Source organism: Saccharothrix sp. NRRL B-16314 (assembly GCF_000716595.1).
Taxonomy (GTDB): domain Bacteria; phylum Actinomycetota; class Actinomycetes; order Mycobacteriales; family Pseudonocardiaceae; genus Actinosynnema.
The window spans coordinates 77,155-89,157 of the sequence record NZ_JNXC01000020.1 but is presented as its reverse complement, the minus strand read 5'-3'; the positions used below and the strand labels follow the sequence as shown (position 1 = coordinate 89,157).

Below are 12,003 nucleotides of genomic sequence, written 5' to 3'. Positions count from 1 at the left end.
TGAGTCCTACGTTCGCGTCCCCCGAGTTCAACGTTCAGTACAAGATCGTTTGTTCTGAGCGTTGAACTCGGGTGTCCTGAACGTAGGACACGGTTGTTCTGAAGGTACGACTCTCGTGTTCTGAACGTAGGACTCACGCGGTTAGGTGAGGTCGGCGGTGTGGTCGGCGGCCCACGTGGCGAGGGTGCGGCCCGGGTGGCCGGTCACGGCGGTGAAGTCCGGGGTGACGGAGGCCGGTTCCTCGTTGTGCTGCGCCATGTACCCGAGCAAGTACTCGGCCACGTCGTACGGCAGCCCTTCGTCACGGATGAGGGTGGCGCGTGCCTGGCCGTAGGTCAGGCGTTCGAACGTGATGGGCCGGCCCAACCCCCGGCCGATGGCCGCGACCTGTTCGACGTGCGTCAAGGCCTCGGGACCGCTCAACGTGTACGCCTTGCCGGCGTGCCCGTCGCGCAGCAACGCGCGCACCGCCACCTCGGCCACGTCGTCCTCGTGCACCGGCGCGCCCACCGATTCCGGGAACGGCGCCCGCACCACGTTCTCCGCCTTGATCGTCCGCGCCCAGATCAGCTTGTTGGCCATGAACTCACCCGGCCGCACGTGGGTCCACTCCACCCCGGACTCCTCGATCACCCGCTCCACGTCGTGGTGCAGCTCGTAGCTCCCCGGCCGCTTCACGGTCACCGCACTGCTCGACAGGAACACCACCCGCCGCAGGTCCGGCGCACTGCCCAGGAACGCCTCCGCGTGCGCCACCGCGTCCTCCGACTCGATCGCCGCGAGCAGGAACACCGCCGTCACGCCCGCCAACGGCAGCTCACCCGGCCGCGTCAGATCACCTCCCACCACCTCCACGCCGGCAGGCAGCACGGCCCGCGCCGGGTTCCGCGTCAACGCCTTCACCGGCACGCCCGCCGCCGCCAGTTGCCGCACGACCGCGCCGCCGACCGTTCCGGTCGCCCCGGTCACCAGGATCGTCACAAGCTCCCCCTCATCAACGTATTCAAACTTGAATGGCACCGAAGCTAGCGCGATCACCCCTCACCCCGCACATGCAAAAGTTTGCAAGCAACGCGAGGAATATTCGTATCAACGGATTCGGCCGTTCGGGGGTAGAAGTGGTCTAGACCTTGTCGTTAGCGTGGTCTGGACCACAGAGGCAGCGCCGCCCGGAGGAGAAGCATGTCGAGTCGAAGATGGGTGCTTCCGGCCTTCCTGGCCGCCGCGATGACCGTGTCGCTCGCCCCGCAAGCCGTCGCGCAAGGCGAGCAAGACCGGCACGGCGGCGGCCACCACAAGGCGCGGACCGTCGGGTACTACACGCAGTGGAGCGGCTACGGCCGCAACTTCCTGGTCAAAGACCTCGTGGCCAACGGCACCGCGCCCCGCCTCACCCACCTGAACTACGCCTTCGGCTTCCTGGACGAGTCCGGCAAGTGCGTCAGCGCCGACCCGTGGGCCGACTACCAGCGCCCGTTCACCGCCGAGCAGAGCGTCGACGGCACCGCGGACGTCGCGGGCCAGCCGCTCTCCGGCAACCTCAACCAGCTCAAGCAGCTCAAGGCCGAGCACCCCGACCTGCGCGTCAACATCTCGCTCGGCGGCTGGACCGGCTCCAAGTACTTCTCCAACGCCGCCCTCACACCCGAGTCCCGCGCCGCCCACGTCGCCTCGTGCCTCGACATGTGGCTGAAGGGCAACTTCCCCGACGCCGCACCGGGTGCCGCGGCCGGCGTGTTCGACGGCGTCGACCTCGACTGGGAATGGCCCTCGTCGGAAGCCGCCCCGGGCAACGTCGTCCGCCCCGAGGACAAGCAGAACTTCACCGCGCTGCTGGTCGAGTACCGCAAGCAGCTCGGCAAGCTGACCAGGCAGACCGGCGAGCGCTACGACCTCACTGCGTTCCTGCCCGCCGACCCGCGCCAGGTGGACCGCGGCTTCGAGGTCGCCAGGGTCTTCGAACTGCTGACCTTCGGCACGATCCAGGGCTACGACTTCCACGGCGCGTGGGACCCGCTGACCAACCAGCAGTCCTCGCTCCGCACGCCCGCGGCCGACCCGACCGCGCCGCCGTTCAGCTCCCAGGTGGCCATCGACCACTACCTGAAGTCGGGCGCGCCCAGGCACAAGGTCGTCATGGGCGTCCCGTTCTACAGCCGCGGCTGGACCGGCGTGCGCAACGAGAACCAGGGCCTGTTCCAGCCCGCCACCGGACCCGCCCCCGCGACCTACGAGGCCGGGTACGAGGACTACCGGATCCTCAAGGCGCAGCTGCCGAACTTCACCGTGTACCGGGACACCAAGGCCGGACACGCGTGGCTGTTCGACGGCACGACGTTCTGGACCTGGGACGACCCGGTCGAGATGAAGCGCAAGGGCCGTTACGTGGCCGAACGGCGCCTTGGCGGCGCGATGATCTGGTCGCTCGACGGCGACACCGCCGACGGCGAGCTGATCAAGGCGCTCACCAGCGGACTGTCCTGATACCAGGCAGTCCACGGGGTCCGGGGAGGTTTCGCGGCGGCCACCTCCTCGGGCCCCACCTTCACGTTCAGCGCCGCCACGTTCAGCGCCGGCGCCAACCGTCCGCGAACGCACGCAGCGCGCGCTCGTAGACCGGAGCGATCTCGACGCCCGGCGGCAGGTTCCCGTTGAGCTCCAGGCTCACCAGGCCGTGCACCATGCCCCACATCGCCACCGCGATCCGCTCGTGCGGCTCCTGCGCGAACACCCCGGACTCGACCGCGCGCCCGACGTCGCGGACCACCGGCTGGAACGTCTGCACGGCGGCCTCCTCGGTCTCCTCCGAAGGCTCGAAGTCCGGCACCTTGCTGAACATCACCAGGTAGAACTGGGGGTCGGCGAGCGCGCTCTCCCGGTACGCCAACCCCAACTGGACGACGTCCTCCACCGGATCGCCGGTCTGCGGCACGGCGGTGAGGCGTTCACCGAATCGGCGGAACGCCTCTTCGTACACGGAGTTCAGCAGTGCGGGCTTGCCGCCGAACAGCGAGTAGACGGCGGTTGTCGACGTGTTGACATCCGCCGCGAGCCTGCGCAAGCTCAAAGCGCCTGGCCCTTCGGCGGACAGCAATTCTCCTGCGCGCTCGAGCAGGCGGGCGCGGAGCGCGTCGTCGTGGGTCTTGGGTCGTGGCACTCGCCCATCGTATCGCAACGGCGTTATAAAACGTGGTCTAGTCAACGTGGTATCAAGTTGGTACCGTCCTTTCCCATGGCGATGACTCTGCGTCTGAGCGAAGAGGAGAACCGGCGGCTCGACGAACTCGCCGCGGCCGAGGGGCGTTCGAAGCAGGAGGTCGTGCGCTTGGCGTTGGCCGAGCGGTGGGCCAGGTCGCAGAAGGAGGAGCAGCTGTCCGAGGTCCTCGGGCGCGTGCTCCCCAAGTACCGGGGCCTGCTCGACCGCCTGGGCTCCGCCTGATCCGACCCGCCTGACGAGTGCGGAACCCCGCACCGGCGGCGACGCGTGCCACACGTTCGGGTGACCGACCCCCAACGCCCTCGCCGTTCGAACAGATGTTCGATAAGATCCATCCATGCAGCTCAACCGCGATCATGCCGGTTGTTCACCGCGCCACCTCTGTGAACGTCCCCGCCGATCGGAAGCGCACCGGTATGGTTCGCCGTTGAAGATCAGACTGCGTCCAGGTTGCGCCTCGGTGCACAACGCGGTCGACAAGTTCCTCGCCGCCCGTCGGGCGGGGAGGCGATACGGACCTGAGGGGGTGGGCGGTGCCGCAGGAGGCATACCGGACGCGGCGTGGCCGCACCGGAGTCCCGGCCCTTCAGGACAGGGAGCGCGTCAAGCAGTGGTCAACTACCTCGACGCCGGTGACTTGCTCGTGCTGGCGACCGCCGTCACGGGCGGGGATCTGGTCGTGCGCGACTTAGGTCTCCTCGACTCCGCAGCCCACCGCCCGCGGGCGACCGTGCTGGGGGTCGAGGCTTACGACACGCTCTGGCTGAAAGCTTCCGCGCTGCTCGACTCCATCGTCCGCACCCGCCCGCTGGCCGAGGGCAACTGGCGGCTGGGCTGGGTCGCGGCAGTGACGTTGTGCGACATCAACGGCTGGTGGATCGACGCGGCGGAAGACGACGCCCTGGACCTGGTGCGAGCGCTGGGCCGGGAACAGATGGACGTGTCCGGGATGGCCGCCCACCTTGAGGCCTGGAGCCTGCCCAAGGACGACTGACCCCGCTCACGGCCGCTCCCGCTCACGGCCGACGCCCACGGCCGACGCCCACGGCCGACCCACGCCAACGGCCGACGCCCAGCCGACGCCCCACGGCCGACCCCCGAGGCGACCCCCGAGGACGACGTCCGACGCGAATCGGGCCGAGTAGCGCGAATCGGGTTGACCTGGAGTGCACTCCAGCTCCTACCGTCGACAGCGTGACTTACTCGATCGCCCAAGCGGCCGAGCACAGCGGGTTGTCGATCGACACGCTGCGCTACTACGAACGGATCGGCCTGGTCGACCCGCCCGCTCGGGACTCCGGCGGGCGGCGCAACTACAGCGACGACGACCTCGGCTGGCTGGTCTTCCTGACCCGCCTCCGCACCACCGGCATGCCCATTCGCATGATGCGCGAGTACGCGCAGCTCCGGCACCGCGGCGCGGCCACGGCCGGGCGTCGCAAACAGATCCTGTTCGAGCACCGGGCGTCGGTGCGCGAGCGCATCGCCGAACTCCAGTCGTGCCTCGAAGTGCTCGAGTACAAGATCTCGCACTACGAGCAGATCGAGCACACCTTCGTCGAGGGGATCACCGCGTGACGCTGCTGGGCGAACTCCGGGTCGGCAAGCAGGGCCTGGGCTGCATGGGCATGAGCCAGTCGTACGGCGTCGGGGACGAGCGGGAGTCGATCGCCACCATCCACCGCGCGCTGGACCTGGGCGTCACCCTCCTCGACACCGCGGACGTCTACGGCGGCGTCACGCGTCCCGGCACCGCCGACACCGCGGGCACCGGCGCGAACGAGGAACTGGTGGGTCGGGCGATCAGGTCCCGCCGCGACGAGGTCGTGCTCGCCACCAAGTTCGGCCTCGCCGACCCGGACCGACGGCCGCGCGCCGACGCCGGGTACGTCAAGGAGGCCGTCGAGGACTCGCTGCGCCGCCTCGACACCGACCGCATCGACCTCTACTACCTGCACCGGGTCGACCCGACCGTGCCGATCGAGGAGACCGTCGGCGCGATGGCCGAGCTGGTCACCGCGGGCAAGGTGCGTCACCTGGGCCTGTCCGAGGCAGGGGCGGCCACGATCCGCCGCGCGCACGCCGTGCACCCGATCACCGCGCTCCAGAGCGAGTGGTCGCTGTGGACGCGCGACGTCGAGGACGAGATCGCGCCGACGTGCCGTGAGCTGGGCATCGGCATCGTGCCGTTCTCGCCGCTCGGCCGTGGTTTCCTGACCGGCCGCGTCACGTCCGTCGCCGACCTGGCCGACGACGACATGCGCCGCAACCTGCCCCGGTTCGCCGAGGAGAACTTCGCCCGCAACACGGCGATCGTCGCGGCCCTGCGCGGACTCGCGGCCGAGCGCGGTGTCACGGCGGGTCAGCTGGCGCTGGCCTGGGTGCACCACCAGGGCGAGCACGTCGTGCCCATCCCGGGCACCAAGCGGGTGAAGTACCTGGAGGAGAACGTCGCCGCCGCCGACCTGGAGTTGAGCGCCGACGACCTCCGGGCGATCGAGGACGCGGCACCGGCCGTCGCGGGCGACCGCTACCCGGCCGAGTTCCTGAAGCTTTCCAACCAGTGACGTCGTTCGAGGGGAAGAGCAACACCATGGAGAACCGCCGTCTGGGTGCGCTCGAAGTCAGCGCACAGGGTCTTGGCTGCATGGGCATGAGCGACTTCTACGGTCCCGGTGACGAGGCCGAGTCGACCACCACCATCCACCGCGCCCTCGACCTGGGCGTCACGTTCCTCGACACGGCCGACATGTACGGGCCGTTCACCAACGAGGAGCTGGTGGGCCGGGCCGTCGCGGCACGTCGGGACGAGGTCGTGCTGGCCACGAAGTTCGCCGTGGTCCGCGAGCCGGGTCTGCCGCGTGCCGAGTGGGGCCTGCGCGGCGACCCCGAGTACGTCAAGCAGGCCGCCGAGGCGTCGCTGCGCCGGCTGGGCACCGACCACATCGACCTGTACTACCAGCACCGGGTCGACCCGAACGTGCCGATCGAGGACACCGTCGGCGCGATGGCCGAACTCGTCGCGGAGGGCAAGGTCCGGCACATCGGGCTGTCCGAGGCGGGCGCGGCGACGATCCGCCGGGCGCACGCCGTGCACCCGGTCGCGGCCGTGCAGACAGAGTGGTCGCTGTTCTCCCGGGACATCGAGGACGAGGTCGCGCCGACGTGCCGCGAGCTGGGCATCGGCGTCGTCGCCTACTCGCCGCTGGGCCGCGGCATCCTCACCGGCCGATACACGTCGAAGGACGACTTCGCGGCCGGTGACTTCCGGGCGGTCGGCATGCCCCGGTTCTCCGACGAGAACTTCGCGCGCAACCTCGCGCTGGTGGAGTCGCTGGGCGAGGTTGCGCGCGAGCACGACGTGACGCCCGGCCAGATCGCGCTGGCGTGGGTGCACCACCAGGGCGCGGTGCCGATCCCGGGCACCAGGCGGGTCAAGTACCTGGAGGAGAACGCCGCCGCGGCCGACATCCGGCTGACCGAGGCGCAGCTGGCCCGCATCACCGACGCCGTGCCCGCCGACGCGGTGGCCGGCACCCGCTACGCGCCCGAGGTGATGGGAACGCTCGGCCGGTAGCTCACATCAGGGACGCCGCGACGGTGGCGCCCAACTCCCAGCACTGCTGCCGCGCCGCGCTGTCCGGTGCCCCGGTGAGCGACAGCGGCTCCACCACGGGCTTCCACTTCAGCCCGGTCGTGATGTCACGCAACGCCTTCAGGGCACCCTCGGTGCCCAGGTTCCCGTGCACGTAAGCCCCGAACGGCCGACCGCGCGTCGCGTCGAGGCAGGGGTAGTAGATGGTGTCGAAGAAGTGCTTCAACGCCCCGCTGATGTAGCCGATGTTGGCGGGCGTGCCGAGCAGGTAGCCGTCGGCCTCCAGCACGTCGGACGCGGTCGCCGACAACGCGGGCCGGCGGACTACCTCGACACCCTCGATCTCAGGGTCCGTCGCACCGCTGACGACCGCCTCGAACAGCTCCTGCATGGCGGGTGACGGCGTGTGGTGCACGATCAGCAGTCGGGGCACGCGGGACAGGCTGCCGCGCACCGGGACGGCGCGCAACCGCTCGGTAGCATGGTCACGCCCGGTGACGAGCCGGTTCACGGCCGCCGGGAACCGATGCGGCCGTTGTGCGTCTTCAGTAGTAGCAGTGCACGGGAGGGAGTCATGGAAACTCGGAGTATCGCCACGATGCAGCGGAACCGGCGGATGACGTGGGGTGCCGGTGTCGGCATCGGTGTCGGGCTCATCGGCCTGCCGCTGGTGTTCATCGCGCTGTGGCCGGGGGTCGACCACAGCCCGTGGGACGTCAACACGATGATCCTGGCGGCCGGTGTGGCGCTGTGCACGACCAGCTACATCGCGGGCCGGATCTCGGTCGCCGCCGCCACCCAGAACCGGTCCCGCCCGGTGAGCCCGCCGACCAGGCGGCCGTACCTGGTGGCGGGCGGTGCGCTCGTCGTCGCCGTGCTCTGCCTGCTGATCGCTATGGTGCCGTGAGCAGGTCCGACACCTGAGTCCGGAGCTCGGCCAACCTGCCCTCGGCGCGTACGCGGGCGGCCGGCAGGTCGTCCGCGACCGGCTCGACGACCTCCAGGTACGCCTTGAGCTTCGGCTCCGTGCCGGACGGCCGCACGACCACCCGCACGCCCTCCTTCGTGAGCCGCACCACGTCGGCCTCGGGCAGCAGGTCCTCGAAGGCGAAGCCCGCCGGCGGGTCGGCGCGCAACCGGGCCGTCAACGCCCCGATCCGGCTCAGGTCGGTGAACCGCAGTGAGACCTGGTCGGTCAGGTGCAGGCCGTGCTCGACGGCGAGCTGGTCGAGCGCGTCCAGCAGGGTGCGCCCGGACGCCTTCAACCCGGCCGCCAGGTCGCACGCCACCACGGCCGCCGAGATGCCGTCCTTGTCGTTCACGTGCGCCGGGTCGACGCAGTTGCCCAACGCCTCCTCGTACGCGAACACCAAGCCCTCGCCCGCGCGCACCAACCACTTGAACCCGGTCAACGTCTCCGCGTACCGCGCGCCGCGCGCCGCCGCGATCGACTTCAGCAACGACGACGACACGATCGTGGTCGCCACCAACGGATCTGGTCCGTCCACAGTGGACAGAACCAGCGACCCGAGCAGCACGCCCGTCTCGTCGCCGCGCAGCATCCGCCACGACCCGTCGCGCTCCCGGACGCCCAGCGCGCACCGGTCCGCGTCCGGGTCCAGCGCGATGGCCAGGTCGGCCGACTCGGCCGCCGCCAGCTCCAGCAACCGGTCCGCCGCCCCGGGCTCCTCCGGGTTCGGGAACGACACCGTCGGGAACGTCGGGTCCGGCACGGCCTGCTCCCGCACCACCCGCACGTCGGTGAACCCGGCCCGCCGCAACGCCTCCACCGCCGTCGCACCGCCGACACCGTGCATCGGCGTCAACGCGACCCGCAGCTCGCGCGCCACGCCGCGCGGCAGCGACGCCACCCGCTCCAGGTACTCGTCCACCTCCGCGTCGGACACCGGCAGGTAGTCGTCCGACAGCGGCACCGACACGGCGGCCGGCACACCCCGGATCGCCGCCTCGATCGCCCGGTCCTCCGGCGGCACGATCTGCCCGCCACCGGCCAGGTACAGCTTGTAGCCGTTGTCCGCGGGCGGGTTGTGCGACGCGGTGATCTGCACGCCCGCGACCGCGTCGTGCCGCTTGACGAGGAACGCCAGGACCGGCGTCGGCAACGGCTCCGGCAGCACCCGCACGGTGAACCCGGCGCCCGCCAGCACACCGGCGGTGGCGGCGGCGAAGTCCTCCGACCCGTGGCGCGCGTCGCGCCCGACGAACACCGTGCCGACGTGCCCGTTCGCCTTGAGCCACGCGGCGAGACCTGCCGTCGTGCGGATGACGACGGCCCGGTTCATCCCGTTCGGCCCGGCCCGCACCGGCCCGCGCAGCCCGGCCGTGCCGAACGTCAACGGCCCCGACATCCGGTCCGCCAGGTCGTCGGCGGCGGAGGCGTCACCACCCATCGCCCGCGCCAGGACGGTCTGCAACTCCAGGCGCGTCGCGGCGTCCGGGTCGTCCGCGATCCAGCGGAACGCCGCGTCGCGCAGGGCAGGGGTCAGGCTGCTGTTCATCGAACCTCCGGTGAGAGGAGCACGTGCGGAGGCTCTACGCCCGGTCCACGAGGTCGCGCAGCAGCGCGCCCATCCGGCTCGCCGCGGCCTGACCGGCCTCCAGCACCTCTTCGTGGTTGAGCGGTTCGCCGGTGATGCCCGCGGCCAGGTTCGTCACCAGCGACAGGCCGAACACCTCCACGCCCTCCGCGCGGGCCGCGATGGCCTCCAGCACGGTGGACATGCCGACCAGGTCCGCGCCCATCGTGCGCAGCATCCGGATCTCGGCGGGCGTCTCGAAGTGCGGCCCCGGCAGGCCCGCGTAGACGCCTTCCTCCAGCGACGGGTCGATCTCCCGCGCGAGCTGCCGCAGCCGCGGCGAGTACAGGTCCGTGAGGTCCACGAACCGCGCGCCCACCAGCGGGGACGACGCGGTCAGGTTCAGGTGGTCGCCGATCAGCACCGGCTGGCCGACCGCCATGCCCTGGCGCAGGCCACCGGCCGCGTTGGTCAGCACGACCGTGGAGACGCCGGCCGCGGCTGCCGTGCGCACGCCGTGCACGACCTTGGTCACGCCCTTGCCCTCGTAGCCGTGCGTGCGGCCCAGCATGACCAGCACGTTCTTGTCGCCGACGGCCACCGACCGTACGGTGCCGCCGTGGCCCACGGCGGTGGGCGGCTCGAACCCGGGCAGCTCGCCCATGGGCACCTCGGCGGTGGGCTCGCCGATCAGGTCGGCGGCCGGGCGCCAGCCCGAACCGAGGACGACGGCGATGTCGTGCTTGGCCACCCCGGTCCGCTCGGCCAAGGCCTTCGCGGCGTCGGTGGCCAGGGCCTCGGGGGTGGTGTTCTCACTGATGGCGGTCACGGCCGCGAGCCTAATAGCCGACCTCGCGCGCTGCCCGCAGTGCCTGCGGCCGGCCGGTGCCGCCGCTAATCCCGCACTTCGAACGTGTTCGCGATGGTCTCGAACAGCCGGTCCCGGCCCATCTCCTCCTGCTCCGTCGGCACCACGACCTCGACCACCCACAGGTCGTTGCCCCGCGGCAGGACCCGCGAGTACCGGCTTCGGCGCAGGTCAGGGCCTGCGGGCGCGGAACCGCGGGCCAACGTGGTCGCCCGCTCGACGGTCCGGTAGGCGAACTGGACGGCCGACTCGGGCCCACCCTGCGGCAGGTCCGCCGTCGGCTCCAGCGCCTCGCCGAAGTACTGGCCCTCGGCCCACCGCGACCGCACGAGCCCGAGGTAGTCGTCGATCGTGTTCCGCTCGTAGAAGTCCGGGAACCGCTGCACGGCCACCTCGTACAGGCCGTTCGGCGCGACCAGGTGCACGACCGTGCTCGGCCCCAGCCCGTTGTTCATCCGCTGCTCGAGGAAGCTGGTCCAGTCCGGCCCGACGTCGATGGTGAACTCCGCGCCCTGCTCGCCGTTCGCGGCGGCGGCCGAGGCGGTGACGGGCAGCAGCGACGGCGTCTCGATGATCACCGGCAGGGTCGGCGTGCTCTGCGGTGGCGGCGGCAGCAGCGACGCGCCGGCCACGGTCCTGGTCAGCGCGAAGCCGGACACGCTGCCGATCGCGAACAGCACCACCGCCGACAGGGCCACCACCAGGCTCGCCGCCGGTCGCCGCCGCAGCAGTTCGAGGGTCGGCGGCGCCACCACCGCGAACGGCAGCGGCCCGGGGTCGGCGGCCAGCGGGGTCTCCGGCGGGACCGACGGCCTGACCGGGACCTCCGGCGGGCGTTCGGCCTCCACGACCGGCGGGCGCTCGATCTCCACCACCGGGCGGGACGGCGCCGAGGCGGGGAAGACGTCGGTGCCCAGCTCGGGCAGCAGCGGCCGGACCTGCCGCCGCACCTCGCCCAAGGACATCCGGTCATCGGGCGTCTTCGTCATCAACCCGGCCACCACCGGCTCCAGCGCACCGCAGGCCGACGCCGACGGCACCTCGCCGTGCACCACCTGGTTGATCGTCTGGAGCACGTTCGCGCCCTCGAACGGCTGCTGCCCGGTCATCGCCGCGAACAACGTCGCGCCCAGCGACCACTGGTCCGCCGCGAACGACACCGCCTCGCCCGCCGCCACCTCCGGCGCGATGAACGCGGGCGTGCCCAGCGCGATCCCCCGACTGGTCAGCGTGGCCTCGGCGACGTTGCGCGCGATGCCGAAGTCGGTCAGCTTCACCCGGCCGTCGTCGGCCACCAGCACGTTGCCCGGCTTCACGTCCCGGTGCGTGATCCCGGCCCGGTGCGCGGCCTCCAGCGCGGCGGCCACCGCGTCCGCCACGACCGCGCCCTGCACGTCGGTCAGCGGCCCGCGCTGCCGCACCACCTCCGCCAGCGACGACGACGGCACCAGTTCCATCACCACGTAGGGGTCGCCGTCGGCCTGTACCACGTCGTAGAGCGTCACGAGGTTGGGATGGGCCAGAGCGGCAGCGGAACGGGCCTCGCGGAGTGTGCGTTCCCGAAGCAACTCCGCTTCGTCGTCCGGCGTACCGGGAGGGCGCAGGATCTCCTTCACGGCGACGTCCCGGCGCAGGACTTCGTCGTGTGCGGCCCAAACCGTGCCCATCGAGCCGCGTCCCAGCACGTGCCGCAGGCGATAGCGGCCGGCGATCAGACGCTCCGTTTCCACTGCGCCATCATTCACCCCCGTGGAAGACTGGCGTCTGCATCGTTCACGGCGGTGAA

General features: G+C 71.2%; 13 protein-coding genes. 7 read left to right on the top strand and 6 right to left on the bottom strand.

The annotated features are described in order from the left end of the window. Positions 1–141 precede the first annotated feature (141 nt). Entirely contained in the window at positions 142–981 is an 840-nt protein-coding gene (locus OQ02_RS25275) for an NmrA family NAD(P)-binding protein (RefSeq protein ID WP_033441050.1), read from the bottom strand. A 201-nt stretch (positions 982–1,182) separates the two neighbouring features. Between OQ02_RS25275 and OQ02_RS25270 the strand changes: the two genes are divergently transcribed. Then, the gene (locus OQ02_RS25270; RefSeq protein ID WP_033441049.1) at positions 1,183–2,484 is read left to right on the top strand and encodes a glycoside hydrolase family 18 protein; all 1,302 of its coding nucleotides are present in this window, start codon (positions 1,183–1,185) and stop codon (positions 2,482–2,484) included. An 82-nt stretch (positions 2,485–2,566) separates the two neighbouring features. On the opposite strand, the gene OQ02_RS25265 is transcribed toward OQ02_RS25270, so the two are convergent. After that, positions 2,567–3,157 (bottom strand): TetR/AcrR family transcriptional regulator, encoded by a 591-nt coding sequence (locus OQ02_RS25265; protein ID WP_033441048.1) that lies wholly within the window; start codon positions 3,155–3,157, stop codon positions 2,567–2,569. Positions 3,158–3,232: 75 nt separating this feature from the next. Here OQ02_RS25265 and OQ02_RS25260 point away from each other — a divergent pair, with 75 nt between their 5' ends. From OQ02_RS25260 to OQ02_RS25240, 5 genes are all read left to right on the top strand, one after another. Next, positions 3,233–3,439, top strand: coding sequence for a ribbon-helix-helix protein, CopG family (locus OQ02_RS25260; RefSeq protein WP_033441047.1), 207 nt, complete (start codon positions 3,233–3,235; stop codon positions 3,437–3,439). Positions 3,440–3,827: 388 nt separating this feature from the next. Continuing rightward, positions 3,828–4,211 (top strand): type II toxin-antitoxin system death-on-curing family toxin, encoded by a 384-nt coding sequence (locus OQ02_RS25255; protein WP_033441046.1) that lies wholly within the window; start codon positions 3,828–3,830, stop codon positions 4,209–4,211. 200 nt (positions 4,212–4,411) lie between these two features. After that, the gene (locus OQ02_RS25250; RefSeq protein WP_033441045.1) at positions 4,412–4,795 is read left to right on the top strand and encodes a MerR family transcriptional regulator; all 384 of its coding nucleotides are present in this window, start codon (positions 4,412–4,414) and stop codon (positions 4,793–4,795) included. Between the two features lie 44 nt (positions 4,796–4,839). Next, positions 4,840–5,784: an aldo/keto reductase gene (locus OQ02_RS25245; protein WP_051772798.1), complete on the top strand. Its 945-nt coding sequence runs from the start codon at positions 4,840–4,842 to the stop codon at positions 5,782–5,784. A gap of 26 nt (positions 5,785–5,810) precedes the next feature. Further along, entirely contained in the window at positions 5,811–6,794 is a 984-nt protein-coding gene (locus tag OQ02_RS25240) for an aldo/keto reductase (RefSeq protein WP_033441107.1), read from the top strand. Position 6,795: 1 nt separating this feature from the next. Here OQ02_RS25240 and OQ02_RS25235 read toward each other — a convergent pair whose 3' ends face one another. After that, positions 6,796–7,245, bottom strand: a complete 450-nt coding sequence (locus tag OQ02_RS25235; protein ID WP_033441106.1) for a flavodoxin family protein — start codon at positions 7,243–7,245, stop codon at positions 6,796–6,798. A gap of 141 nt (positions 7,246–7,386) precedes the next feature. Between OQ02_RS25235 and OQ02_RS25230 the strand changes: the two genes are divergently transcribed. After that, entirely contained in the window at positions 7,387–7,719 is a 333-nt protein-coding gene (locus tag OQ02_RS25230; RefSeq protein ID WP_033441043.1) for a hypothetical protein, read from the top strand. Here the strand turns inward: OQ02_RS25230 and OQ02_RS25225 are convergent. From OQ02_RS25225 to OQ02_RS25215, 3 genes are all read right to left on the bottom strand, one after another. After that, a complete protein-coding gene (locus tag OQ02_RS25225; protein WP_033441042.1) occupies positions 7,706–9,331 on the bottom strand; it encodes a phospho-sugar mutase in 1,626 nt (541 codons plus the stop codon). The two genes, OQ02_RS25230 and OQ02_RS25225, sit on opposite strands and share 14 nt — an antisense overlap. A 34-nt stretch (positions 9,332–9,365) precedes the next feature. Beyond that, positions 9,366–10,178 (bottom strand): purine-nucleoside phosphorylase, encoded by an 813-nt coding sequence (locus OQ02_RS25220; RefSeq protein WP_081915937.1) that lies wholly within the window; start codon positions 10,176–10,178, stop codon positions 9,366–9,368. 65 nt (positions 10,179–10,243) lie between these two features. Further along, the gene (locus OQ02_RS25215; RefSeq protein WP_051772791.1) at positions 10,244–11,947 is read right to left on the bottom strand and encodes a serine/threonine-protein kinase; all 1,704 of its coding nucleotides are present in this window, start codon (positions 11,945–11,947) and stop codon (positions 10,244–10,246) included. Positions 11,948–12,003: the final 56 nt, after the last annotated feature.